Origin of the sequence: Micromonospora echinaurantiaca (assembly GCF_900090235.1) — a bacterium.
Taxonomy (GTDB): domain Bacteria; phylum Actinomycetota; class Actinomycetes; order Mycobacteriales; family Micromonosporaceae; genus Micromonospora; species Micromonospora echinaurantiaca.
The window spans coordinates 3,478,847-3,503,080 of sequence record NZ_LT607750.1 but is presented as its reverse complement, the minus strand read 5'-3'; the positions used below and the strand labels follow the sequence as shown (position 1 = coordinate 3,503,080).

21 protein-coding genes are annotated in these 24,234 nt (G+C 73.2%); 18 read left to right on the top strand and 3 right to left on the bottom strand.

Going from position 1 to position 24,234, the window contains the following annotated elements; translation table 11 throughout:
* Positions 1-193 precede the first annotated feature (193 nt).
* Positions 194-1,141, top strand: a complete 948-nt coding sequence (locus GA0070609_RS15825; protein WP_088994522.1) for a sulfite exporter TauE/SafE family protein — start codon at positions 194-196, stop codon at positions 1,139-1,141.
* A gap of 134 nt (positions 1,142-1,275) precedes the next feature.
* Here the strand turns inward: GA0070609_RS15825 and GA0070609_RS15820 are convergent, their stop codons facing one another.
* A complete protein-coding gene (locus GA0070609_RS15820; protein ID WP_088994521.1) occupies positions 1,276-2,313 on the bottom strand; it encodes a LacI family DNA-binding transcriptional regulator in 1,038 nt (345 codons plus the stop codon).
* A 117-nt stretch (positions 2,314-2,430) separates the two neighbouring features.
* On the opposite strand from GA0070609_RS15820, the gene GA0070609_RS15815 reads away from it, so the two are divergent.
* The 10 genes from GA0070609_RS15815 to GA0070609_RS15770 all read left to right on the top strand — a co-directional run bounded on the left by GA0070609_RS15815 (position 2,431) and on the right by GA0070609_RS15770 (position 13,945).
* Complete coding sequence (locus GA0070609_RS15815; protein WP_231928801.1) at positions 2,431-3,657, top strand: amino acid ABC transporter substrate-binding protein; 1,227 nt, start codon at positions 2,431-2,433, stop codon at positions 3,655-3,657.
* A gap of 6 nt (positions 3,658-3,663) precedes the next feature.
* Positions 3,664-4,551 carry a branched-chain amino acid ABC transporter permease gene (locus GA0070609_RS15810; RefSeq protein ID WP_088994520.1) on the top strand — a complete coding sequence of 296 codons (888 nt, stop codon included), beginning with the start codon at positions 3,664-3,666 and terminating at the stop codon, positions 4,549-4,551.
* Positions 4,535-5,812: a branched-chain amino acid ABC transporter permease gene (locus GA0070609_RS15805; RefSeq protein WP_231928799.1), complete on the top strand. Its 1,278-nt coding sequence runs from the start codon at positions 4,535-4,537 to the stop codon at positions 5,810-5,812. Before GA0070609_RS15810 ends, GA0070609_RS15805 begins: the two co-directional genes overlap by 17 nt.
* 67 nt (positions 5,813-5,879) lie before the next feature.
* Complete coding sequence (locus tag GA0070609_RS15800; RefSeq protein WP_088994519.1) at positions 5,880-6,620, top strand: ABC transporter ATP-binding protein; 741 nt, start codon at positions 5,880-5,882, stop codon at positions 6,618-6,620.
* Positions 6,610-7,359 (top strand): ABC transporter ATP-binding protein, encoded by a 750-nt coding sequence (locus GA0070609_RS15795; RefSeq protein WP_088994518.1) that lies wholly within the window; start codon positions 6,610-6,612, stop codon positions 7,357-7,359. Before GA0070609_RS15800 ends, GA0070609_RS15795 begins: the two co-directional genes overlap by 11 nt.
* Before the next feature lie 135 nt (positions 7,360-7,494).
* Complete coding sequence (locus GA0070609_RS15790; RefSeq protein WP_088997762.1) at positions 7,495-8,451, top strand: LamG-like jellyroll fold domain-containing protein; 957 nt, start codon at positions 7,495-7,497, stop codon at positions 8,449-8,451.
* A 37-nt stretch (positions 8,452-8,488) separates the two neighbouring features.
* Positions 8,489-10,579, top strand: a complete 2,091-nt coding sequence (locus tag GA0070609_RS15785; protein ID WP_088994517.1) for a PQQ-dependent sugar dehydrogenase — start codon at positions 8,489-8,491, stop codon at positions 10,577-10,579.
* Positions 10,580-10,691: 112 nt separating this feature from the next.
* Positions 10,692-11,846 (top strand): Gfo/Idh/MocA family protein, encoded by a 1,155-nt coding sequence (locus GA0070609_RS15780; protein WP_088997761.1) that lies wholly within the window; start codon positions 10,692-10,694, stop codon positions 11,844-11,846.
* Between the two features lie 147 nt (positions 11,847-11,993).
* Complete coding sequence (locus tag GA0070609_RS15775; protein ID WP_088994516.1) at positions 11,994-13,145, top strand: DUF993 family protein; 1,152 nt, start codon at positions 11,994-11,996, stop codon at positions 13,143-13,145.
* Positions 13,142-13,945: a sugar phosphate isomerase/epimerase family protein gene (locus tag GA0070609_RS15770; protein WP_088994515.1), complete on the top strand. Its 804-nt coding sequence runs from the start codon at positions 13,142-13,144 to the stop codon at positions 13,943-13,945. Before GA0070609_RS15775 ends, GA0070609_RS15770 begins: the two co-directional genes overlap by 4 nt.
* A gap of 63 nt (positions 13,946-14,008) precedes the next feature.
* Here the strand turns inward: GA0070609_RS15770 and GA0070609_RS15765 are convergent, their stop codons facing one another.
* Positions 14,009-15,238 (bottom strand): PucR family transcriptional regulator, encoded by a 1,230-nt coding sequence (locus tag GA0070609_RS15765; RefSeq protein ID WP_088994514.1) that lies wholly within the window; start codon positions 15,236-15,238, stop codon positions 14,009-14,011.
* 85 nt (positions 15,239-15,323) lie between these two features.
* On the opposite strand from GA0070609_RS15765, the gene GA0070609_RS15760 reads away from it, so the two are divergent.
* The 7 genes from GA0070609_RS15760 (at position 15,324) to GA0070609_RS33230 (ending at position 23,081) form a co-directional block, all read left to right on the top strand.
* Positions 15,324-16,412, top strand: coding sequence for a ferredoxin reductase (locus GA0070609_RS15760; protein WP_088994513.1), 1,089 nt, complete (start codon positions 15,324-15,326; stop codon positions 16,410-16,412).
* Between the two features lie 14 nt (positions 16,413-16,426).
* On the top strand, positions 16,427-17,578 hold the full coding sequence (locus GA0070609_RS15755) for a fatty acid desaturase family protein (RefSeq protein ID WP_088994512.1): 1,152 nt from the start codon (positions 16,427-16,429) through the stop codon (positions 17,576-17,578).
* A gap of 387 nt (positions 17,579-17,965) precedes the next feature.
* The gene (locus GA0070609_RS15750) at positions 17,966-19,141 is read left to right on the top strand and encodes an alanine--tRNA ligase-related protein (protein WP_088994511.1); all 1,176 of its coding nucleotides are present in this window, start codon (positions 17,966-17,968) and stop codon (positions 19,139-19,141) included.
* A gap of 79 nt (positions 19,142-19,220) precedes the next feature.
* Positions 19,221-19,745: a SigE family RNA polymerase sigma factor gene (locus GA0070609_RS15745; RefSeq protein ID WP_088994510.1), complete on the top strand. Its 525-nt coding sequence runs from the start codon at positions 19,221-19,223 to the stop codon at positions 19,743-19,745.
* The gene (locus tag GA0070609_RS15740) at positions 19,742-20,905 is read left to right on the top strand and encodes a hypothetical protein (protein ID WP_088994509.1); all 1,164 of its coding nucleotides are present in this window, start codon (positions 19,742-19,744) and stop codon (positions 20,903-20,905) included. The genes GA0070609_RS15745 and GA0070609_RS15740 overlap by 4 nt, the downstream gene beginning before the upstream one ends.
* A gap of 181 nt (positions 20,906-21,086) precedes the next feature.
* A complete protein-coding gene (locus tag GA0070609_RS15735; protein ID WP_088994508.1) occupies positions 21,087-22,907 on the top strand; it encodes an acyl-CoA dehydrogenase in 1,821 nt (606 codons plus the stop codon).
* 12 nt (positions 22,908-22,919) lie between these two features.
* Complete coding sequence (locus tag GA0070609_RS33230; protein ID WP_157748183.1) at positions 22,920-23,081, top strand: hypothetical protein; 162 nt, start codon at positions 22,920-22,922, stop codon at positions 23,079-23,081.
* Positions 23,082-23,144: 63 nt separating this feature from the next.
* On the opposite strand, the gene GA0070609_RS15730 is transcribed toward GA0070609_RS33230, so the two are convergent.
* Complete coding sequence (locus tag GA0070609_RS15730; RefSeq protein ID WP_088994507.1) at positions 23,145-24,143, bottom strand: hypothetical protein; 999 nt, start codon at positions 24,141-24,143, stop codon at positions 23,145-23,147.
* Positions 24,144-24,234: the final 91 nt, after the last annotated feature.

The following is a 24,234-nucleotide window of genomic DNA, read 5'->3' as shown; positions in this document are numbered from 1 at the left end:
CCAGTACCTGGGACGGGGGCTTGTCCCGGCCGACTCCCACTCCTATTCTCCACCTAACCAGTGGGAAATATCGGGAAGCCGAGCGCGGCCCACCCCGCGTGGATCCGCCGACCGGGCAGCGCCGCCCGACGGACCGACGACGACCGATCGACCGACGAACCTGACCAACCCTCACACCGGACTGGTGGTTGACATGCGAAAACTCATCCTGCTCGCGCTCGTCGGCCTCGGCGCCCAGCTCGTCGACGGCAGTCTCGGCATGGCGTACGGGGTCACCTCGACGACGCTGCTGCTGGCCATCGGCACCAACCCGGCCGCCGCCTCGGCCACCGTGCACCTGGCCGAGATCGGCACCACCCTGGTCTCCGGCGCCGCGCACTGGCGGTTCGGCAACGTCGACTGGAAGGTGGTCTGGAAGATCGGCATTCCGGGGGCCATCGGCGCGTTCGCGGGCGCCACGTTCCTGTCGAGCCTGTCGACCGAGACCGCCGCGCCGCTGATGTCGCTCATCCTGCTGGCGCTCGGCCTCTACATCCTGATCCGGTTCACCGCCGTCGGTCTGCCCAAGGGCAACCTCGGCAAGCCGCTGCGCAAGCGGTTCCTCTCCCCGCTCGGTGTGGTGGCCGGGTTCGTCGACTCCACCGGCGGTGGGGGTTGGGGGCCGGTCGGCACGCCGGCCATCCTGGCCAGTGGCCGGCTGGAGCCGCGCAAGACGATCGGCTCGATCGACACCAGCGAGTTCCTGGTCGCCGTCGCGGCGAGCATCGGCTTCATCGTCGGCATCGGTTCCGAGGGCGTGAACTTCGCCTGGGTGGTGGCCCTGCTGGCCGGCGGGATCATCGCCGCGCCGATCGCCGCCTGGTTGGTGCGGCACATCCCACCGCGGGTGCTCGGCTCAGCCGTCGGCGGCATCATCATCCTGACCAACACCCGCACCCTGCTGCGCAGCGACTGGATCGACGCGCCGGACAGCGTCCGCTACCCGGTCTACGCCGTCATCTACGTCGTCTGGGCGGCCGCCCTCGCCTACTCGGTCCGCCGGTACCTGGCCAACCGGGAGGAGGAGCGGCGGATCATCGCCGAGGCCGAGGCGGCCGCCACCGCCGAACCGGACCAGAAGACCCCAGCCCCAGCCATCTGAACCACACCCACCCCGATCGGCCCCGTCCCCACCGAGGGACGGGGCCGACCCCCGTACCCACCCCACCCGACCCGGCCCGTCGATCATGAAGTTGTTGACGGCTGCCTCGGCGTGTCGCGTCGATAACTTCATGATCAACCGCGGGCGGGGGCGGGGGCGGTGGAGTCGCGGACGATTAGGGAGTGGCCGGTGGGGCGGCGGCGGGGGCGGGCCGCGCGGGGCTTGAGTGCCAGGCCCAGCGCCATCCGGCCCATGTCGGTCATCGGCAGCCGGATGGTGGTGAGGCTGGGCGCGAGGTCGGCGGCCACCGAGACGTCGTCGAAGCCGACCACCGACATCCGCTCGGGCACCGGCACCCGGTGCGCGCGCAGCGTGGACAGCACGCCGATCGCCATGGCGTCGTTGAGCGCGATGATCGCGGTGGTCTCCGGATGCTCGCGCAGGATCTGCTCGGCGGCCGCCCGGCCACCGTCGCGGGTGAAGTCGCAGTGCACCACGGGCAGGTCGGCGAGGGCGAGGCCGTGCCGGCCGAGCGCGGCGGAGACGCCGGCGAGCCGGTCGGCGACGGTGGTCAGCGCCGCGGTGCCGGCGGCCACCGCGATCCGCCGGTGGCCGAGTTCCAGCAGGTGCTCGGCGAGCGCCCGGCCGCCCGCCTCGTTCTCCGGCAGCACGGCGTCCACGCCGAGGGCGTGCCGGCCGATGACGGCGACCCGACCCCCGCCGCGCTGGAACTCCGACAGCTCGGCGCGAGCCGCCGCCTCGATGCCGGGATCGTTGTAGCCGGAGCCGGCGATCAGGATGATGCCGACCCGCTGGGCGATCAGGTGCCGCAGCTGTTGCAGCTCGTTGTCGGGGTCGCGGCCGGAGTGGCAGATCTGCACGAGCAGGCCCTCCTCGGCGGCGACCTGGATGACTCCGCCGGCGATCTCCGAGAAGTACGGGTCGTCGACCTGGTGCACCACCAGGCCCACAGTGGAGCTGGCGCCGCCGGCGAGGGTGCGGGCGTACGGGTTGGCGACGTAACCCAGCTCGCGGGAGACCTGGCGGACGTGGCGGGCGACCTCCTCGCTCACCCCCTCCCGCCCGGAGAGGGCGCGGGACGCGGTGGCCAGCGAGACGCCGGCGCGCTCGGCGACGTCGACGAGGCGCAGCCTCGGGCCAGGCTTGGGCATCCGCAACTCCCCGGAAACATCGATGCATCGACGGTATTGCCAGTGGTGCAGAACACAGCCTAGGCTACGAAAGCGCTTTCGTAAGCGCTTCCGTCCCCGGCAAAGGAGCGTTGCGGGATGACGAACCGATACAGACGAATCCGATGGATGGCGGCGATCGGCGCGACGATGACGCTGGCGCTGGCGGCCTGCGGTGGTGACGGCGGCGGGGATTCCGCCGGAAGCGACGATCCGATCGTGGTCGGCATCTCCCTCCCGCTCACCGGAGACTTCTCCGAGCCGGGCAAGGGCGTGCAGCGCGGGTACGAGGCCTGGGCGAAGATCACGAACGACAAGGGGGGTCTGCTCGGCCGCAAGGTCGAGTTGAAGATCCTCGACGACCAGTCCAACGCCGACCGGGTGGTCGCCGACTACGAGCAGCTCATCGGCTCCGACCAGGTCGACCTCGTGGTGGGGCCGTTCTCCACCCGCCTGGTGGTGCCCGCGGCCCGGGTGGCCGAGGAGTACGGCATGCTCTTCGTCGAGCCGGCCGGCGCCGCCAAGGAGGTCTTCGAGCAGGGCTTCAAGAACCTGTTCTACGCCGCCCCGGCGGTGGCCAACGATCACTACAACCACCTGGCCGAGTACCTGCTGGCGCTGCCGGCCGACCAGCGGCCGAAGACCGCGGCGTACGCGGCCATGGACGACCCGTTCGCGCAGGGCACGGCGTACGGGCTCAAGGAGAAGCTGGCGGCGGCCGGCATCCGGACCGTCGTCGACGAGGTCTACCCGCCGAACACCACCGACTTCGGCAGCATCGCCGCGAAGATCGCGGCCTCCCGGGCCGACATCGTGGTGGGCGGCTCCCAGTACCAGGACGGCGTGAACCTGATCGTCGCCCTCCAGCAGCTGAAGTACCAGCCGAAGCTGGCGGCCTTCTCCACCGCCCCGACCAACCCGGAGTTCGCCGCGGCCATCGGCAACAAGACCGAGGGCATCCTCTCGCCGACCGGCTACACGCAGAAGGCGCCCTACCCCAGTAACAAGGAGTTCGTCGAGAAGTACACCGCGCAGTTCGGCACCGCGCCCGAGGAGGACGAGGCCAACGCGTACACGACCGGCCAGGTCGTCGCGGCGGCGGTGACCGCGGTGGGCTGCGCCGAGCAGGGCGAGTGCCAGAAGAAGCTGGTCGAGTGGGTCCGCGGCAACACCGTCGAGACGGTGGTCGGCCCGCTGTCCTGGGACGAGACCGGCAAGCCGAAGGGCGCCCACATGATCCAGCAGTGGGTCGGCGGCGAGATCCAGATCGTGCTCCCGGCCGAGGCCAAGGAGGCCGACCTCGTCTACCCGAAGCCGGCCTGGTAGGCGGCGATGCCCTCCGGTGCGCTGCTCTTCCAGAGCGTCATCCTGGGTCTGCTGCTGGGTGGGCTCTACGCCCTCCTGGCAGCCGGCCTGACCCTCTACTTCGGCATCATGCGGGTGGTGATGATCGCCCACTCGGCGTTCCTCATCCTGGCCGCGTACCTGGCCTGGTGGTCGCACACCCGGCTGGGGGTCGACCCGCTGCTGTCGATGGTGGTCACCGTGCCGCTCTTCTTCGGCGCCGGCGTGCTGCTGCAACGGCTGCTGCTGGCCCGGCTACGCGCGGCCACGCTGACCATGATGTCGGTGCTGCTGACGTTCGCCATCGCGGTCACCATCGAGGGGCTGCTCGGCTACGCCTTCACCGGCACCCAGCGGCGCATCCAGCTCGGCTACGGCTCGGCCAGCTTCGGCCTCTTCGGCGCCCGGATCGCGGTGGTGAAGCTGATCGCGTTCGGCCTCGCCGCCGTCGCGCTGGCGACCCTCTACCTGCTGATGAAGAAGACCACGTTCGGCTGGGCGTTGCGCGCCACCATCCAGCACCGCGACGCCGCCCGGCTGGTCGGCATCGAGACCGAGAAGGTGGCCGGGTACGGCTTCGGCATCGGCCTGGCCACCGCCGCGGTCGGCGGCACCGCCCTCGCGCTGGACACCACCATCTACCCGTCGCTGCACTGGCACTGGATCGGCCCGCTGATGGCCATCATCGTGGTCGGCGGCCTCGGCAGCGTGCCGGGCGCCGCGATGGCCGCCATGGTGCTCGGGATGGCACAGAGCCTGCTGCAGATCCCGCTCGGCACCACCTGGGCGCAGACGATCTTCTACCTCGCCCTGTTCGCCACGCTGGCGTTCCGGCCACAGGGATTCTTCGGAGGTCGCCTTGCCCAGCGCTTCTGACCCCACCGTCACCCCGGCCCCCACCGGCCCGGACCCGGCCGTCACCCCGGCCAGCGTCGCCCGGCCGGACCCGGCCACCACCCCGGCCGGCGCCGTGCCGCGCGGCGGCGCCGAGGCCGAGCCGGCGACGGGCGGCGGCACCGCAGCGGCCAACCCGGCGACCACGGTGGTACGACGCGGGCGGATCGGGCCCGTCCTCCGCGCGGTCGCGCTGCTGGCCCTCGCCGCCGCGGTGCTGTCCTTCCCGTCACTGGCGCCCAACCCGTACATCCTGTCGGCGGGCGTGGTGGTGCTGAACTACGCGGTGCTCGCCACGTCGTGGAACTTCGTCGGCGGGTTCACCGGCTACATCTCCCTCGGCCACGGCGCGCTGGCCGGCCTCGGCGGCTACGCCACCGCGCTGCTGGTCACCAGGGCCGGGCTGCCCAGCTTCGTGGCGCTGGCCGTCGCCGCGCTGCTGGTGGCCGCCCTCGCCGTGCCGATCGGGTACGCGGCGCTGCGGGTGCGCGGCGCGTCGTTCGTCATCGTCTCGATCGCACTGGTGCTGATCCTGCTGCTGGTCTTCCAGAGCTGGGCCTCGCTCACCGGCGGCTCGCGGGGCCTGGTGGTGCCGCGTCCGTTCCCCGGGCTGCTGCGCCCGGAGCACCACCGGGTGTTCTACTTCCTCTTCGCCGGGTTGCTCGGGCTCGCGCTGCTGGCCTGGTGGCTGATCGACCGCTCGCGGTTCGGCCTCGGGCTCAAGGCGATCCGCGAGGACGAGGACAAGGCCGAGGCGCTGGGCACACCGACCTTCGCGTACAAGCTCGTGGTGTTCGTCGTCTCGGCCGGCTTCACCGCGCTGGCCGGCGGGCTCTACGCGCTCTGGTTCGGCGACCTCGACCCGGTCTTCCAGTTCTCCATCCTGACCGGCTCCTACCTGGTGCTGATGGCGCTGCTCGGCGGCGTCCGGCACCTGTTCGGCCCGCTGGTGGGCGCCCTGGTGGTCGGCATCGCGCTGGAGTACTTCAAGGTCGAGTTCGGCAACACCCCGCTGCACCTGGTCGCGACCGGCCTGCTGCTCGCGCTCGTGGTGCTGTTCATGCCCGACGGCGTGCTGCCGGCGATCGGCGCGCTGGCCAACCGGTTGTCCGGGAACGCGCAGAGCTCCATCCGCGAGGTCACCGCCGCGCAACTGCGCGACGAGCGTACGGCGGGGGCGCGGGAACCGGTCGACGCCGCCGCGGCCCCCGGCGGCGCGCAACCGACGAAGGAGCGGCCATGAGCGAGCGAGTCATCAGGCTCAGCGCGGCACTGCCCCCGGGCGGCACGGAGCGAAGCGGAGTGGCGGCATGAGCGGGCTGGCCGGTCTGGCGACCGAGGGGCTGACCAAGGCGTTCGGCGGCGTGGTGGCCCTCGACGGCGCCACCGTGACATTCCGGCACGGCCAGGTCAACGCGCTGATCGGGCCGAACGGGTCGGGCAAGACGACGTTCTTCAACTGCGTCACCGGGATGATCCGGCCCGACGGCGGGCGGACGACGTACCGGGGGCAGGAGATCACCCGTCGGGCGCCGCACGCCATCGCCCGCGCCGGCATCGGCCGCACCTTCCAGCTGTGCCGGGTGTTCCCCCGGATGTCGGCCCTGGACAACGTGCTCGCGGCGGTCCGCCCGGGCGGGCTGGCCGGGCTGCTGCGCGGCGCGCACACCCGGGCGGAGGTGGACCGGGCCCGGGGATGGCTGACCCGGCTGGGCATCGAGCACCTCGCCGACGCCGAGGCGCGCACCATGTCCTGGGGGCAGCAGAAGCTGCTGGAACTCGCCGGGGTGCTGATGAGCGACCCGGAGACCGTGCTGCTCGACGAGCCGGCCGGCGGGGTCAACCCGGCGCTGCTGGACCGGATCGGCTCCCTGGTGCGCGAGCTGAACGCCGAGGGGCGGACCTTCGTCATCGTCGAACACAACATGGACCTGGTGATGAGCGTCAGCGACCACATCGTGGTGTTCGACCGCGGGCGTCCGATCGCCGAGGGTCCGCCGTCGCTGATCCGCTCCGACGAACGCGTCCTGGGGGCTTACCTTGGCGTCTGAAATCGAACTCGTCGACGTGCACGCCGGCTACGGGCGCGCGGCGCCGGTGCTGCGCGGCCTCACCGTCTCGGTGCCGGCCGGCACGATCGTCTGCCTGGTCGGCCCGAACGGGGCCGGCAAGTCCACCGTGCTGAAGGTGGCCAGCGGCCTGCTCAAGCCGCGCTCCGGGCGGATCCTGGTGGGCGGGGTGGACGTGACCGGCCAGGGCCCGCAGCGGATGCTCGCCTCCGGGGTGGCCCACGTGCTGCAGGGGCACAGCGTCTTCCGCGAGATGACCGTGGCGGAGAACGTGCTGCTGGGCGGTTACACGCTGCGGAACAAGGCGCTGATCGCCGAGCGGGCCGAGTTCGTCCGGGAGTTGTTCCCGGTGGTCGCGCAGCGCTGGAACGCGCTGGCCGGGCTGCTCTCCGGCGGCCAGCAGAAGCAGGTGGAGTTCGCCCGCTCGCTGATGGTCGACCCGAAGGTGGTGCTGTTGGACGAGCCCTCGATGGGGCTGGACCCGAAGGCGACCAGCACCGTGTTCGAGCAGGTGGTGCGGATGCGCGACGCCGGCACCGCGGTGCTGCTGGTGGAGCAGAACGCCCGGCGGGCGTTGGAGACCGCCGACCTGGGCTGCGTACTCGACCTCGGGCGGGTGCACATCTCCGGGCCGGCGACGCAACTGCTCGCCGACCCCCAGCTCGGCGAGCTGTATCTCGGCGGGCGGCCCGCCGAGCCGGCGGTCACGCCGAAGCGCTGACCCCGACCCGCGAACGACCCCGCGACTTCCGAGGCGACCCCGCGACGAACGGCACGACGAGATGATCCGGGCGCGACGCGTAAGCGCTTACGAAAGCGGTTACGCGCCACGCGGACACGAGGAGAGGTGTACGCGATGACCAGAGCCAGACGCGCCGCCGCCGTCACCGCCGCCCTGCTGGCGGCCGGTGTGCTGGCCGGCGCCGGAACAGCGCCGGCCCAGGCGGACCGGAACCGTCCCCGCGACGTCCACCCCACCCTGCGCGAGCACCTGGTCGCCTACTACGACTTCGACCACCCGGTGCCCGGCGACGTCGCGCTTGAGCGCGACCAGGGCCGCTCCGGCACCGAGATCGAACTCGTCAACGGGGGCGCCGCCATGCGCGTACCGGACCGCGCCTACCCCGGCAGCGGCAGGGCGCTGCAGACCCGGCAGGTCGACCCGGCCCAGGCCGGCAACGACGACTGGAAGGCCGGCATCTTCTCGGCCAGCGGCGTACGCACCCTGCGCCCGTTCAGCGCCGTCGCCGGCACCACCGTGATGGGCTGGTTCAAGCTGGAGATGGACGCCCCGCTGCCCAACACCACCACCCCGAACCCGGACGACCGGTTCAACGCCATCGGTCTGGCCGGCGTGCTGACCGGGGACTCCGACGGCCACGGCGTCCGGGCGCTGCTCGAACTCATCGACGTCAACGGCGAACTGCGCCTGGTCGCCCTCGGCCGGCGGCTGGACGGCGGCAACTCGCAGACCTTCGCCGCCAGCGCCGACTGGCGCAGCCTGCTGCCGAAGGGGGAGTGGGTGCACCTGGCCGCCACCTTCGACTTCACCACCGGAACGATGGCGCTCTACCGCAACGGCCGGCCGCTGGACGGCTTCTACACCCGCACCGACGACCCGTGGCTGGTGGCCGGACCCGGCCCGCACGTCACCACCGCCTCCGACCCGCGAGGCATCAAGATCGGCGGGAGCTTTCCGCAGGACAACCTGGAACGCAACCCGTGCGACTGCCGCATGGACGCCCTGATGTTCCTCGACACCGCGGCCTCCGCCCGTGACGTCGAGAAGCAGTACCGCTACCTGGCCCGCTGACCACCCTCGGCACGACCCCACCGAGAAGGAGACCCGCGTGCACAGTATCGGCAACATCCGCAGATCCGCGCTGGCAGCCGGGCTCACGGCCGCCGCCCTGGCCCTGTCCACCCTGGTCGCCGCGCCCGCCCGGGCCGCCGACCCGATCGACGATCCGGTCACCGAGATGCCCACCCAGTCCCGGCTCGGCCTGGTGCTCACCGAGTACGCCAGCTTCCCGCAGTCGTTCCCCACCCCCGCGCCGACCGACCAGCGGCTCATGCGCACCGCCCGGATCAACACCATCATGGAGTTGCCCGACCGATCCGGCCGGCGGGCCGTACCCGACCTCAACGGCAAGCTCTACCTGGTCGAGGACGGCGTGCCGCACGTCTACCTGGACGTGGCCGCGACCTTCGCACCGCAGTTCTTCTCCGGCCGCGGGCTCGGCCAGGGCTTCGGCTACGTCGCCTTCCACCCGGAGTTCGGCAGCAACGGCCGGTTCTACACCATCCACACCGAACAGGCGTCGGCCACCACCGAGGTCCCGGACTACGCCCAGTCCACCACGCTGTTCCACGGGGTGATCACCGAGTGGACGGCGACCGACCCGGCCGCCGACACCTTCGCCGGCAGCCGCCGGGAGATCCTGCGGATCGGGTTCGGCGGCCAGATCCACGGCGTCCAGGAGATCAACTTCAACCCCACGGCGAAGCGCCACGACAGCGACTACGGGCTGCTGTACCTGGCCGTCGGCGACGGCGGCCTCGGGGTGCGCAACACCGACCCGCAGAACCTGGCCATGCCGCACGGCAAGCTGCTGCGCATCGACCCGCGCGGCAGCGACTCCGCCAACGGTCAGTACGGCATCCCGGCCAGCAACCCGTTCGTCGGCCGGGCCGGCGCGCTCGGCGAGATCTACGCGGTCGGCTTCCGCGACCCGCACCGGTTCAGCTGGGACCGGGCCACCGGCCGGATGTACCTGGGCCACATCGGCGAGCACGCCGTCGAGGCGATCTACGAGGTGCGCGCCGGTGACAACTTCGGCTGGAGCGAGCGGGAGGGCGCGTACGTCTTCGACAAGACCGCGACCAACCCCTGCGACAAGCTGCTGCCGTTGCCTGCCGACGACGCCGACCACGGCTACACCTATCCGGTCGCCGCGTACGACCACGACCCGGCACCCGGCTGGAACTGCGCCTCGGACGTGGGGGTCGCGGTGGCCGGCGGGTTCGTCTACCGGGGCAGGGAACTGCCCGCGCTGCGCGGCAAGTACGTCTTCGGCGACCTGGTCGACGGCCGGGTGCTCTACACCGAGGCGAACAAGATGCGCCGGGGTGCCGGCCTGGCCCCGATCCACCGCCTCGCGCTCTTCGACGCCGCCGGCAACCCGGTGCGGATGCAGGACCTCTCCGGCCCCGGCGCGCCCGGCGACCCCAACCGGGTCGACCTGCGCTTCGGCACCGACGCCGCCGGCGAGCTCTACATCCTGGCCAAGGCCAACGGCAAGGTCTGGAAGGTTACCGGCACCCGGGTCTTCGCCGCCGGCGACGTCGGCGACACCCGGCTGCGCCGGACCGCCGGCGCGCACAACTGGGCGCCGGTGACCCCGTCGAAGTGGCAGTTCACCAAGGACGAGGTGATCCTCGCCGAGGCCGGGGAGAGCCGGCCCGGCCCGCGCCGGCCGTTCGAGTACGCGGTGCTGACCGCCGGGCCGGCCTGGTCGTCGGTCGAGGTCGAGGCCCGGGTACGGCTGGACACGCCGGTGGAGATCACCAACCGGGACGTCATCATCGTCTTCGGCTGGCGGTCGGACACCGAGTTCTACTACGCCCACCTCTCCACCGACCACACGATCTACCCGCACAACGGCATCTTCAAGGTCGACAACGCCGACCGGGAACGCATCGACCACCAGTGGAACGGGCGGTCCCGCGGCGCCAACCCGGCGATCACCGACGCCGACTGGCACAAGGTGCGGGTGAAGCACCTGCCGGCCACCGGGGAGATCGCGGTCTACGTCGACGGGCACAAGGACCCGCTGATGACCGCGAAGGACACCACGTTCGGCTTCGGCCGGGTCGGCTTCGGCTCCTTCGACAACGTCGGCCGGCTGCGCCACCTCACGGTGACCGGCACGCCGGCCTGACCCGCACCGGCGGGGTGCGGCGGCGACGCGGCCGCCGTACCCCGCCGGGGCACCCCGAGCTGCGGCACCCGGCCGGGTGCGCGAGAACCCCGCTTACCTGGAGGGCGAGGCGATGACGGCACGTATCCCGATAGGGATCGTCATGAACGGCGTGACCGGGCGGATGGGCTACCGCCAGCACCTGGTTCGGTCCCTGCTGGCGATCCGCGAGCAGGGCGGCGTCCCGCTGCGCGGCGGCGGGCGGCTCTGGCCGGAACTCGTGCTGGTCGGCCGCAACGAGGCCAAGCTGCGCGACGTCGCGGACCGGCACGGGCTGACCGACTGGACCACCGACCTCGCCGCGGCGCTCGCCCGCCCGGACACCGCTATCTACTTCGACGCCCAGGTGACCAGCGAGCGGGAGAAGGCCATCGGCCTGGCCATCGAGGCCGGCAAGCACATCTACACCGAGAAGCCGCTGGCCACCACCCTGCACGGCGCCGTCGAGCTGGCCCGGGCCGCCGACGCGGCCGGGGTGCGGCACGGCGTCGTGCAGGACAAGCTCTTCCTGCCCGGCCTGCGCAAGCTCGACCGGCTGGTGCGCGGCGGGTTCTTCGGCCGGATCCTGTCGGTGCGCGGCGAGTTCGGCTACTGGGTCTTCGAGGGCGACTGGCAGGCCGCGCAGCGCCCGAGCTGGAACTACCGGGCGGCCGACGGCGGCGGCATCGTGGTCGACATGTTCCCGCACTGGCACTACGTGCTGGAGCAGGTCTTCGGGCCGGTGCGGGCGGTCACCGCGCACGTCACCACCCACATCCCGCGCCGCTGGGACGAGGACGGCCAGCCCTACGACGCCACCGCCGACGACGCCGCGTACGCCATCTTCGAACTCGACGGCGGCGTCGTCGCGCAGATCAACTCGTCCTGGGCGGTCCGGGTCGACCGGGACGAGCTGGTCGAGTTCCAGGTCGACGGCACCGAGGGCAGCGCCGTGGCCGGGCTGCGCCGCTGCCGGGTGCAGCACCGGGCCAGCACCCCGAAGCCGGTGTGGAACCCGGACCTGCCGTCCACCGACGACTTCCGGTCGCAGTGGCAGGAGGTGCCAGACAACGAGGTGTACGACAACGGCTTCAAGACGCAGTGGGAGATGTTCCTGCGGCACGTCGCCGAGGACGCCCCGTACAGCTGGGACCTGTGGTCCGGCGCGCGCGGCGTGCAGCTCGCCGAGCTGGGCCTGCTGTCCGCGCGGGAGGGCCGCCGGGTGGAGATCCCGGGGCTGACGGCATGAGCGAGCGGAGCGAGCGAATCATCGGGTTCAGCGCGAAGGTGCCTCATGGCGGCACGGAGCGAAGCGGAGTGCCGGCATGAGCGAGCGAATCATCGGGCTCAGCGCGAAGGTGCCTCGTGGCGGCACGGAGCGAAGCGGAGTGGCGGCATGAGCGCCACGGTGCGGCTGCCGGACGGGGCGTACACCCTCTCCGGGGCGGGCGGCGAGCACGCCACTCCGGGCGCGCCGTTCACCAGCCGGGTGGCGTACGCCGCCGCGCACGTGGTCGCCGACCCGCGGGCCGAGAACGTGCCGGGCGCGCCCGCGGCCGTCGACTGGGACGCGACGCTGGCGTTCCGCCGGCACCTGTGGTCGTACGGGTTCGGGGTGGCCGAGGCGATGGACACCGCCCAGCGGGGGATGGGGCTGGACTACCCGACGGCGCGGGAGCTGGTGCGGCGCTCCGCGGCGGCGGCCCGGGCCGAGGGCGGCGCGATCTGCGCCGGCGTCGCCACCGACCAACTGCCGGCCGGCCCGGCCACCCTCGACGAGATCCGCAAGGCGTACGCCGAGCAGCTCGCCGACGTGCAGGAGGCCGGCGCCCGACCGGTGCTGATGTGCAGCCGGCACCTCGCCGCGGCGGCCCGCTCCGCCGAGGACTACCTCGACGTGTACGGCCGGCTGATCGACGACGCGGACGGTCCCGTCGTGCTGCACTGGCTGGGTCCGGCGTTCGACCCGGCGCTGGCCGGCTACTGGGGCGACGGCGACCCGGCCGGCGCGGCGGAGACCGTGGTGGCGTTGATCGCCGGCTGCCCCGGCAAGGTCGACGGGATCAAGCTGTCGCTGCTCGACGAGGAGTTCGAGGTGGCGCTGCGCCGGCGCCTGCCGGCCGGGGTGCGGCTCTACACCGGCGACGACTTCAACTATCCGGCGCTGATCCGGGGCGACGCGCAGGGCCACTCCGACGCGCTGCTCGGCGTGCTGGCGGCCATCGCCCCGCCGGCCGCCGCCGCGCTGCGCGCCCTCGACACCGGTGACCTGGCCGGGTACGACCGGCTGCTGGCCCCGACGTTGCCGCTGGCGCGGCACCTGTTCGGTGCGCCGACCTTCTACTACAAGACCGGCATCGTCTTCCTCGCCTGGCTGGCCGGCCACCAGGACCACTTCACCATGGTCGGCGGCCTGCAGTCGGGCCGGTCGCCGGCGCACCTGGCCCGGCTGCTGCGGCTCGCCGACGCCGCCGGTCTGTTGCCCGACGCCGAGTTGGCCGCCCACCGCGCGCGGGCGTTCCTGACCACGGCGGGGGTGGCGCAGTGAAGCGGTTCGCGCTGAACTCGGCCACCACCCGCCGCTGGCCGCTGCCGGACCTGGTCGCCGGGTGCGTGGACGCCGGCGTCGACAACGTCGGGCTGTGGCGCGAGGACCTGTCCGGGTTCGGCGTCGAGGCGGCCGCCGCCCTGGTCCGCGACGCCGGCCTCACCGTCACCTCGCTGTGCCGCGGCGGCTTCTTCGACGCGCCGGGCTGGTTCGACGAGAACCGGCGGGCGATCGACGAGGCGGCCGGCGTCGGCGCGCCGGTGCTGGTGCTGGTCTCCGGCGGGCTGCCGGCCGGCAGCCGGGATCTCGACGCCGCCCGGGCGCACGTCGGCGAGGCGATCGGCGCGCTGGTGCCGCACGCGCTGGCCGCGGGCGTACGGCTCGCGGTCGAGCCGCTGCATCCGATGTTCTGTTCCGACCGGTGCGTGGTCGCCAGCCTCGGCCAGGCGCTCGACCTGGCCGAGCCGTACCCGCCGGAGGCGGTGGGTGTCGTGGTGGACACGTACCACCTGTGGTGGGACGGCCAGGTGTGGGCGCAGATCGCCCGGGCCGGGCGGGCGGAGCGGATCGCCTGCTTCCAGGTCGCCGACTGGGTCACGCCGCTGCCCGCCGGGGTGCTGCTCGGCCGGGGCCTGCCTGGCGCCGGCTGCGTCGAGCTGCGGCGCTTCCGGGAGGCGGTGGACGCCGCCGGGTACACCGGGCCGATCGAGGTGGAGGTTTTCGCCGAGGAGGTCTGGTCCCGGCCCGGCCGGGTCGTGCTGGACGAGGCGATTGCCGGGTACCGGGAGCACGTGGCCTGAGCGGACGGAGGCGGGCCGGGACCGGCCCGCCTCCGCGGTCGCCACCGCTCCCGTCGCCCGGCGTCACGAAGGAGGCGGTGCGCTGATCGGGTAGGCGAGGGCGAGGGTGAGGTCGAGGACGCTGGCCGGGTCGGTGAGCCGGTCGCCGTACAGCTCGCGCAGCTTGCCCATCCGGTAGCGGACCGTCTGCGGGTGCACGAAGAGGTCGGCCGCCACGTCGTCACGCCGGCCGTGGTGCAGCAGCCAGGAGCGCAGCGTCTCGGCGAGCCGGTCGGCGGTGGCCGCTGGCAGCCCGGCCAGCGGCGCCAGCGCCCGGACCCGCAGGTCGGCCAGCGTCTCCGGGTCGGTGCCGAGCAGCAGCTCGGCCAGGTGATCCTCGGTGTCCAGCGGGGCGCCGTCCGCCGGGTGGTCGATGCCGAGCGCGTGCGCCCGCACGGCCCGCTGGTAGGCGTACGCGGCCCGGGTCCACGGGCGGGCCGGGCCGAGCACGGCCCGCCTGCCGTGCAGCACCCGGGCGAGCTGGCGCCGCCGGTCGCCGTGGGCGTCCGGGACGAGCAGCACGGCCAGTTCCGCGTCCGGTTCCGCCGTGGGCAGGTCCTCCGGGCTCTCCAGGGTGTGCTCGTCGAGCAGCGCCAGCGCCGAGCGCAGGTTGGCCCGCGGCAGCAGGACGACGGTGAGGGTCTGCGGCGGCGGCCAGTCGGCCCGCTCGGCGCTGCGCAGCAGCACCTCCTCCGGCTCGCCGGCGAGCAACTGCTGGGTCAGCCGTTCCAGGTTGCGTCGTCGGGCCCGCCCGGCGCTGGCCAGCTCGTCGGAGTGACCGGCGACGCTGGCGGCGGAGAGCTCGTCGATGTAGGCGAACATCAGCTCGGCGAACTCGGCGACGGTCGCCGCGGCGAGCCCGCCCTCGACGGTGGTGGCGGCCATCTCCCGCCAGGAGACCCGGGCGCCCACCCGGTAGGCGGCCAGCAGCGCGTCCATGCTCCGCCCGGAGCGCGCCTCGCCGCTGCCCAGGGCGTACGCGGCCTCCAGCGCGGGAACCAGCGGGGTGCTCGGGTCGGCCGTCCGGGGCCGCTCGATCAGCTGCAGGAAGGTGCCGAGCGCGATCTGCACCGCGTTGGCGATCTTGGCGCGCATCTGGCCGGTGAGGGCGCCGGAGTAGCTGGGCACCTCGGCGGTGATCGCCGTGACCGTGCGATCGGCGAGCAGCGGCAGCCGATCGCGCAGGGCGTCGGCCACCCGCTCGTCGAGCTCCAAGCGGGCCGCGCGGTACGTCGCTCCCGTACCCTCCGTCACGAGTTGTTCCCTCCGCACAAGAATGCGGGATCGCTTCACCCGCCAAAGCCAAGATTTTATGCCAGCGGGCCGCGACCATCGAGAGATGACCACGACAGTCCCCGCCTCTCGGGCAAAGCGGTCCGTTCGGGGCGGACTGCTGCGGCTGGCCGCCGCGGTCACCACCCCGCTGCTGCCCGAGGACTACCTCGACCTGCTCGCGCCGCTGCGCTCGGCGGACCTGCGCGGCCGGATCCTCGCCGTCCGCCCGGAGACCCCGGACGCGGCGACGCTGGTCATCCGCCCCGGCCGTGGCTGGCGTGGGCACACCCCCGGGCAGTACGTGCGGCTCGGCGTCGACGTCGACGGCGTACGCCAGTGGCGCGCCTATTCGGTCACCTCGGCGCCCGGCCGGCGCGGCGATCCGATCACCGTGACGGTCAAGGCCATCCCCGACGGGCTGGTCAGCAACCACCTCGTCCGCCGGCTGCGGCCCGGGACGATCGTGCAGCTCGACCAGGCCCAGGGCGACTTCGTGCTCCCGGACCCCGCACCGGGCCGGGTCCTCTTCCTCACCGCCGGCAGCGGGATCACCCCGGTGATGGGGATGCTCCGCGCTGGCGCGCTGGCCGGCGCCGACGTGGTCGTGGTGCACTCCGCGCCCAACGCGGCCCAGGTGATCTTCGGCGCCGAGCTGCGCCGGCTCGCCGCCGACGGGGCGATCCGGTTGGTGGAACGGCACACGGACACCGACGGCCTGCTCGGCGTCGCCGACCTCGACGCCCTGGTGCCCGACCACCTGGACCGCGAGACCTGGGCCTGCGGGCCGGTCGGCCTGCTCGACGCGCTGGAGGAGCACTGGACGGCGCGCGGCTGCGCCGACCGGCTGCACACCGAACGGTTCCGCCCGACCGTGGTGACGCCCGGCGAGGGCGGGACGCTCACCTTCACCCGGGCCGCGGTGACCGTCGAGGCCGGCGGCGCGACCCCGATCCTGGACGCCGGCGAGCGGGCCGGGGTGCTGATGCCCTCGGGCTGCCGGATGGGCATCTGCTTCGGCTGCGTCGTGCCGCTGCGCCAGGGCGCCGTCCGCGACCTGCGCAGCGGCCAGCTCACCACCGCCGTGCCCGGCGACGGCGTCCTCGTGCAGACCTGCGTCTCGGCGGCCGCCGGCCCCTGCGACCTCGACCTCTGATCGGAGCCCTCGACGTGACCGTGATCCAGAAGAAGTCCGACAACCCGATCGCGCACCTGACGGCCGAGGACATCGAAACCATCGGCCGGGAACTCGACGCGATCCGCGACCGGGTGGTGGCCAGCCGGGGCGAGCGGGACGCCGCGTACATCCGCAAGGTCATCGCCACCCAGCGGCGGCTGGAGCTGGGCAGCCGGGCGGTGCTGCTGTTCTCGCTCTTCCCGCCGGCCTGGGTGGTCGGCACCGCCGGGCTCGCGGTCGCGAAGATCCTGGAGAACATGGAGATCGGGCACAACGTCCTGCACGGCCAGTGGGACTGGATGCGCGACCCGAAGATCCACTCGACCACCTGGGAGTGGGACCACGTCTCGCCGGCGGACCAGTGGAAGCACTCGCACAACGAACTGCACCACCGGTACACCAACGTCGTCGGCAAGGACAACGACCTCGGCTACGGCATCATGCGGGTCGACGAGGACCAGCCGTGGCACCCGATGCACCTCGGCCAGCCGCTGTGGAACTTCGTCAACGCGTGCTTCTTCGAGTACGGCATCGCCGCGTACGACCTGGAGCTGGGCAAGAACCTGCAGCAGGGGCGGCACCGGGATCCGCAGTTCCGGGCCCGGGCCAGGGCGGTCGGGCGCAAGATCCGCCGGCAGGTGCTCAAGGACTACGTGCTGCACCCGCTGCTGTCCGGCCCCTCGTTCCTCAGCACCCTGGCCGCCACCTTCACCGCGAACCTGATCCGCAACCTGTGGAGCCACTCGGTGATCATGTGCGGGCACTTCCCGGAGGGCGTGGAGACCTTCGAGAAGCGCTCCATCGAGGGGGAGACCCGCGGCGAGTGGTACCTGCGGCAGATGCTCGGATCGGCGAACATCAGCGGCAGCCGGCTGCTGCACCTGATGACCGGGAACCTGTCCTTCCAGATCGAGCACCACCTCTTCCCGGACCTGCCGAGCAACCGCTACCAGGAGATCGCCCCCGAGGTACGGGCGCTCTTCGACCGGTACGGGCTGCGCTACACCACCGGCTCGCTGCCCCGGCAGGTCTTCTCCGCCTGGAAGAAGGTCTTCCGGCTCTCCCTGCCCAACCGGACCCCGGCCGACCCGAGCCCGGCCGACGACCGGCCGGCGCGCGCCCTCGCGCCGTCGCTGGGCGGCTGACCCGGCACCGCGGCGCCGCCCGGCGGGTCGACCCCGACGCCGGGACACCGCCCCGCGGGCCGGCCCCGATGCCGGGACTCCGCCCGCCGGGTCGGCCCCGGCCCGCCGCCCACCGGCAGCCCGCGGGCGCCCGGGAGGGGGCGGGCGCCGGCGGGGAAACCGGGTGGGCGGCGGCGCCCGGGGCGACGTACAGTCGGGGGCATGGAGTCCAGGCGCCGAAGCATCGCCGCGACCGCACGAGCTGCCAGCTCGTCGGTCGCCGCCGCCTGATCTCCCGACCCCTTCGCCGGCGACCGGAAACGGTCCGCCGGCTTCGTCGCGTCCCGGGGCAGCCCGTTCCGCGCCAGCGGACCCTTTCCGGTCACCACGACCCGAGAGGCACCCGCCATGAACCGCGACGAGATCGTCCGCACCTTCCTCGACTTCTACCGCGAGCGCGGCCACCGGCCGGTGTCCGACAGCTCGCTCATCCCGCCGCCGGGTGATCCGGTCCTGTTCACCACCTCCGGGATGCACCCGCTGACGCCCCACCTGGAGGGCCGTCCCCACCCGCTCGGCCGCCGGCTGGTGAACGTCCAGCGCTGCCTGCGCACCACCGACCTGGACGAGGTCGGCGACCGCACCCACCTGACCGTGTTCGAGATGCTCGGCTCGTGGTCGCTCGGCGACTACGACGTCGCGCAGAGCCTGCGCTGGGGCCACCAGCTGCTACGGGAGGGCTTCGGCGTCGAACCCGACCGGCTGCACGCGACCGTGTTCGGCGGCGATGGGCAGCTCGGGCCGGACCGGGTCTCGCTGGAGACCTGGGCGGAACTCGGCGTACCGGTGGAGCTGACCCGCGGCGAGGACAACTGGTGGTCCAACGGACCGACCGGACCCTGCGGACCCGACTCGGAGATCTTCGTCTGGACCGGGGACGGCCCGCCCCGCGGCACCCCGGGCACCGACGACCGGTGGATGGAGGTCTGGAACCACGTGCAGATGCGCTACCACCGGCACGACGACGGCCGGCTGGAGCCGCTGCGGCAGCCCAACGTGGACACCGGGATGGGGCTGGAGCGGCTGGAGATGGTGCTGGGCGGCACCCGGTCGGTCTTCGAGGGCGACGGCCTGCGACCGTGGGTGCGCGGCGTCGGCGGCCTGTGGCGGCTGGACGAGGTGCCGCTGCGCCAGGTCTGCGACCACCTCCGCTCCGGCGTGGTCGTCATCGGCGACGGTGTGCGCCCATCGAACACCGGCCGGGGATACGTGCTGCGCCGACTGGTCCGCCGGGTGCTCACCACCCTGTGGCGCGACGACCCGTCCCGCACCCTCTCCGACCTGCCGACCGAGCCGATCCGGCACACCCTGGACGGGTTCGGGCAGCAGACCGGCGTCGGCGAGGTGCGCGAGGTGTTCGGCGGCGAGGAGCGCCGGTTCCGGGAGCTGCTGCGGCGGGGCCGGCCGCTGGTCCGCCGGCGCCGCTCCCGTGGGCCGCTGACCGGCGAGGACTACCGCTGGCTGCACGACACCCACGGGTTGCCCCGCGACCTGGTCGACCACCTGGTCGGTGAGCTGGGCTGACACCGTTTCGCGGGAGGCGTGCAACCGGATCGGGCGCCGCGCCCATCCCTACGGTGACAGCAGTGGACGGGAGTGGTGGATGCAGGCGACCCAACGGCACGAGTACGTCGAATTCGTCACGGCCACCACCCCGAAGCTGCGCCGCACCGCCTACCTGCTCACCGGTGACCAGCACCGGGCCGACGACGTGGTGCAGCAGACGCTGACCAAGCTCTACCTCAAGTGGCCACGGGTGCGGGGCGCCGACGACGTCGAGGCGTACGTGCACCGGATGCTGGTGCGGGTCTTCCAGGAGGAACGGCGGTCCCGCTGGTGGGGGGTGCGGCTGCTGGACCGTACGCCCGAGCCGGTGCCCCGCGACGACCCGGGCGGCCCGGACGACGCCGTGGTGGACGCGGTCACGCTTCGCCGCGCGCTGGCGTCCGCGCCGCCGGGGCAGCGGGTCGTCCTGGTGCTGCGGTTCTACGCGGACCTCTCCGTCGAGCAGACCGCCGGGGTGCTCGGCTGCTCGACCGGCAACGTGAAGAGCCAGACCGCGCGGGGCCTCGCCGCGCTGCGCCGCTGGCTGCCGCTGGACACGGACGCGGAGGAAGTGGCGCGATGAACGACAACGAGGAGCGGGCGGTGCGCACCCTACTGAGCCGGGTGGCCGACGAACTGCCGGCCGGGGGCGTGCCGGCGGCGGAACTGGTCAGCGGCGGCGAGCGGATGCTGCGGCGGCGGCGGTTCGCCGTCGCCGGGGCGGCCGCCGTGCTGACCGTGGTCGCGGTGCTCGGCGGGACCGTCCTCGCCGGTGGCCCCCGGGCCGCCCGGACGCCGACGCCGGCCGACAGCGGCTCACCGACACCGGCCGGGCCGCCCACCGTCGCGCCCGAGCGGTTCGACCCGACCCGCCAGCCGTTCCGGCTCGGTTCGCTGCCCCCCAACGTGGGCCACCAGACCTACGAGACGGACGTCCGGATGGTGACGGTCAACGCGAGTGTGCCGGACGCGATCAGCCCGGGCGGACCGGTCGAGGCGGGCCCGATCATGGCGTTCTCCGCGTCGGTGACCGTCCGGATGGGTGCCCGGGGGGTGGACGTCTTCTACAACGAGCGGGAACGGGTCGAGGACCGGCGAATGGGCGGTCCCCCACCGGAGGTTCCGCTGCCCGGCGCGCCGGTGGCGCCAGTGAACGGCAAGCCCGCCTTCTTCTACACCCACCAGCACGCTGCCGTGCTCTCCTGGCAGTACGCCCCGGACGGCTGGATCGCGATCAGCGTCCGGGAGTACGACCGCCCGGAGGAACTCGCCCGCCAGATCGCCGAAGGGCTGGTCTGGGAGGAGCGAGCGGTGACCGTGCCCTTCGCGTCGGTCGCCGCCCCCGGGGGAGTGGTCCTGGAGGGCACCGAGATCCGGACCTTCCGGGGCGGGTGGCTGGACGCGAGCCTGCGCTACGTGCTGCCGGAGAACGTCGGCTCGGCGGAGGTTCGCGCCGACTACATGCTCGGCGTGAGCAATGGGATCTTCGCCGGGGACGGCAGCCAGTTCACATCCGGTCTCACCGTGGCCGGCCGGCGGGCCATGGCCGACGAGTTCTCCGGTACGGGCGTCTACCGGGTCGCCCAGCTGCCCGGCGGCTGCACCGGTTGCGTCGCCGAGGTCAACCCGGAGACGGTGGCGGGGCAGGCGGCGGTGGGTGGCCGGGCCGGCGCACTCGACCTGGCCGCGTCCATCCGGTTGGTGGACGGGTGGGACGACCCGGCGTCCTGGCGGCCGGCGTAGCCGACGGGGATCGCGGACGGGCCGGCCCGGCGGGACGGGGGCGGGCCGGCCCGAGCGGATCCGACTCGACGCGGCGCGGGCGCGCGGTTGGTGCGTCGGGCGGCGCGATCGGCCAGGATGAGCTGCGGAAGGGCGGCCGGGCCGGATCGCGGTGCCGTCGGCCCGCCGAGGAAGGAGACCCGTGCCGTCCACTCTGCTCTCCCGCCGTGACCTGAGGTTCCTGCTGCACGAGTGGCTGGACGTGGCGCGGCTGACCGAACGATCCCGCTACGCCGAGCACTCGCGGGAGACCTTCGACGCCGTGCTGGACCTCGCCGAGCGGGTGGCCACCGAGCGGTTCGCCCCGCACAACCGGGCGGCCGACCTCACCGAGCCCACCTTCGACGGCCAGCGGGTGCGGCTGATCCCGCAGGTCAAGGCGGCCCTGGACGTGTTCGCCGAGACGGGGCTGCTGGCCGCCAGCCTGGACTCCTCGGTCGGTGGCATGCAACTGCCGCACGCCGTCTCGGCGGCCTGCTTCGCCTGGTTCCAGGCCGCCAACGTGGCCACCTCGGCGTACCCGTTCCTCACCCTGGGCAACGCCAACCTGCTGCTGGCGCACGGCAGCGCCGAGCAGGTCGACACCTGGGTACGGCCGATGGTGCGGGGCCGGTTCTTCGGCACCATGTGCCTGTCCGAGCCGCAGGCCGGCAGCTCACTGGCGGACATCACCACCCGGGCGGAGCCGCAGGACGACGGGACGTACCGGCTGCACGGCACCAAGATGTGGATCTCCGGTGGGGACCACGAGCTCGCCGAGAACATCGTGCACCTGGTGCTCGCCCGGATTCCCGGCGGGCCGGCGGGGGTCAAGGGGATCTCGCTGTTCATCGTGCCCAAGGTGCTGCTGGCCGACGACGGCGCGCTGGGCGCCCGCAACGACGTCGTGCTGGTCGGCCTCAACCACAAGCTGGGCTACCGGGGCACCACGAACACGCTGCTCAACTTCGGCGAAGGGGTGCACCGCCCGGGCGGGCGCCCCGGCGCGGTCGGCTACCTCGTCGGCGAGCCGCACCAGGGGCTGGCGCAGATGTTCCACATGATGAACGAGGCGCGCATCGGGGTCGGCGCCGGCGCCACGGCGCTCGGCTACACCGCCTACCTGAAGGCCCTGGCATACGCCCGGCAGCGCCCGCAGGGCCGGCCGGTGGCCGACAAGGACCCGACTGTGCCGCAGGTGCCGATCGTCGCGCACGCCGACGTCAAGCGGATGCTGCTGGCGCAGAAGAGCTACGTGGAGGGCGCGCTCGCGCTGGTGCTCTACTGCGGCCGGCTGCTCGACGAGCAGCGGACCGCGCCGGCCGAGGCCGACCGGGACCGGGCCCGGCTGCTGCTGGACGTGCTCACCCCGATCACCAAGAGCTGGCCCTCGCAGTGGTGCCTGGCCGCCAACGACCTGGCCATCCAGGTGCACGGGGGGTACGGCTACACCCGCGACTACGACGTGGAGCAGCACTGGCGGGACAACCGGCTCAACCCGATCCACGAGGGCACGCACGGAATCCAGGCGCTGGACCTGCTCGGCCGCAAGGTGACCATGCGGGACGGGGCCGGCCTGGCGCTGCTGGTCGACACCATCCGGGCCACGGTCGGCCGGGCCTGGAAGGCCGAGGGTGAGGCCGCCGAGCTGGCCGCCCGGCTGGGCGGCGCGCTGGACCGGGTCTCGCTGGTGACGCGGCGGCTGTGGGAGCGGGGCGATCCGGAGCTGGCGCTGGCCAACGCCAGCGTCTACCTGGAGGCGGTCGGCCACGTGGTGATCGCCTGGATGTGGCTGGAGCAGCTGCTCGCCGTCGAGGCCGCGACCGGCCCGACCGACTCCGGCGACGACGTGGCCTTCTACGCCGGCAAGCGGCAGGCCGCCCGGTACTTCTTCCGGTACGAGCTGCCTCGTACCGGCCCCCAGTTCGACCTGCTGGAGAGTCTGGACCGGACCACCCTGGAGATGCGCGAGGACTGGTTCTGACCCGGTCGGTGGGTGCGCTGCCGGGCCCGCAACATCGCCAGCGCCGCCGGGTTCTGGGTGCTGATCCTGCTCGACCTGGTCACCGGGGCCGAGCCCACCGATCCGTCGGCGCCGCACTGGTTGGACCGGCGCCGGGCCCGGCGGGTCCTGCGGATCGGCCCGCCCGTCGGCTGACCCGCCGGTGACGCGCGACCGTGGGACGGTCGCGCGCCACCTACCGGGACCTGCGCGGGTGCGTCAGCAGCCGGTCCAGCGGACCGGGCTGACCCGGGTGCCCCGGTGGAAGCCGACCACGATGCCGTTGTCCGAGATCGCGTTGGCCCCGACGCTGACGCCGCCCGTCAGCACCACCGAGCTGGCGCCCCGGCTGATCCGGTTCCCGCCGACCACCACGCCGTGCCGGTTGACGTCGGTCAGCCACTCGAACCGCGGGTCGAGGCCGGCGCTGGCGCCACTGGTGAGGTCCCAGCGCACCTTGACGGTGTTCGGGCCGCCGAGGTTGACCCAACCGAACGCGTACCGGCCGCTGGCTCCCAGCACCCGCGCTGACTGCGCTCCGGGGACGGTCAGCTCGCGGACCTCGCCGGCCGGGGCGCGCAGCCAGCCGGTGGGCTCGGTGAACGAGCCGGCCGTGCCGACGATGGTGCCGTCCTCGGTGATCCCGTCCGTCTGCCCGGTGGTGGGGGCGTCGAGGACCTCGACGGTGCCCGGTCGGGCGGCGGGCCACCGCAGCGGGAAGCTCTCGTTCGTCGTGGCGGAGGTGCCGTAGCCGACGATGTCCCCGGCGCCGTTGATCCCGGTCACCCAGATGCCGTACGAGGGCACCACGGGCAGGAACTCGACCCGGCCCGCGTGGTAGCGCCACGGCCGGCCGATGCTGTTCTCCCAGCCGTTGCCGACCACCACCCCGCTGGAGTTGACATCGACCACCGTGTCGGCGATGGACGACTCGATGGTGGTCAGCCGGCCGCCGTCCCAGACCAGCAGCAGCGGCTGGTTGACGCCACCGGTGGTCCGCAGCCCGGAACCGGCGATGTACCGGCCGGTCGGGTCGATGGCGTCGGCCGACGCCCGGTACGAGTCGGCCGGGTAGGCCAGCGGCCGGAGGGCGCAGAGGCGGATGCTCTGGCCGGAGGCAGCGGTGGCCGCGCCGGGCGTGGCGGCGACGCCGAGCGAGGCAGCCATCAGGCCGGCGGCGACACTGGCCAGGATCCCGCGCCGGGAAACGTTGGTCATGAATTCCTCCCCCGTGTGTGGCCCGGTTGTCCAGGCCTCGATACACGGCAGGACGCGTAACGGCACCGGAGGGTTGCAGCGCTGTCGCATC

What these genes read in the sequence shown, in the direction of transcription:
- GA0070609_RS15825 (WP_088994522.1), top strand. Translation starts at nt 194, where the DNA reads ATGCGAAAACTCATCCTGCTCGCGCTCGTCGGCCTCGGCGCCCAGCTC.
- GA0070609_RS15820 (WP_088994521.1), bottom strand. Translation starts at nt 2,313, where the DNA reads ATGCCCAAGCCTGGCCCGAGGCTGCGCCTCGTCGACGTCGCCGAGCGC.
- GA0070609_RS15815 (WP_231928801.1), top strand. Translation starts at nt 2,431, where the DNA reads ATGACGAACCGATACAGACGAATCCGATGGATGGCGGCGATCGGCGCG.
- GA0070609_RS15810 (WP_088994520.1), top strand. Translation starts at nt 3,664, where the DNA reads ATGCCCTCCGGTGCGCTGCTCTTCCAGAGCGTCATCCTGGGTCTGCTG.
- GA0070609_RS15800 (WP_088994519.1), top strand. Translation starts at nt 5,880, where the DNA reads ATGAGCGGGCTGGCCGGTCTGGCGACCGAGGGGCTGACCAAGGCGTTC.
- GA0070609_RS15790 (WP_088997762.1), top strand. Translation starts at nt 7,495, where the DNA reads ATGACCAGAGCCAGACGCGCCGCCGCCGTCACCGCCGCCCTGCTGGCG.
- GA0070609_RS15780 (WP_088997761.1), top strand. Translation starts at nt 10,692, where the DNA reads ATGACGGCACGTATCCCGATAGGGATCGTCATGAACGGCGTGACCGGG.
- GA0070609_RS15775 (WP_088994516.1), top strand. Translation starts at nt 11,994, where the DNA reads ATGAGCGCCACGGTGCGGCTGCCGGACGGGGCGTACACCCTCTCCGGG.
- GA0070609_RS15760 (WP_088994513.1), top strand. Translation starts at nt 15,324, where the DNA reads ATGACCACGACAGTCCCCGCCTCTCGGGCAAAGCGGTCCGTTCGGGGC.
- GA0070609_RS15750 (WP_088994511.1), top strand. Translation starts at nt 17,966, where the DNA reads ATGAACCGCGACGAGATCGTCCGCACCTTCCTCGACTTCTACCGCGAG.
- GA0070609_RS15745 (WP_088994510.1), top strand. Translation starts at nt 19,221, where the DNA reads ATGCAGGCGACCCAACGGCACGAGTACGTCGAATTCGTCACGGCCACC.
- GA0070609_RS15740 (WP_088994509.1), top strand. Translation starts at nt 19,742, where the DNA reads ATGAACGACAACGAGGAGCGGGCGGTGCGCACCCTACTGAGCCGGGTG.
- GA0070609_RS15730 (WP_088994507.1), bottom strand. Translation starts at nt 24,143, where the DNA reads ATGACCAACGTTTCCCGGCGCGGGATCCTGGCCAGTGTCGCCGCCGGC.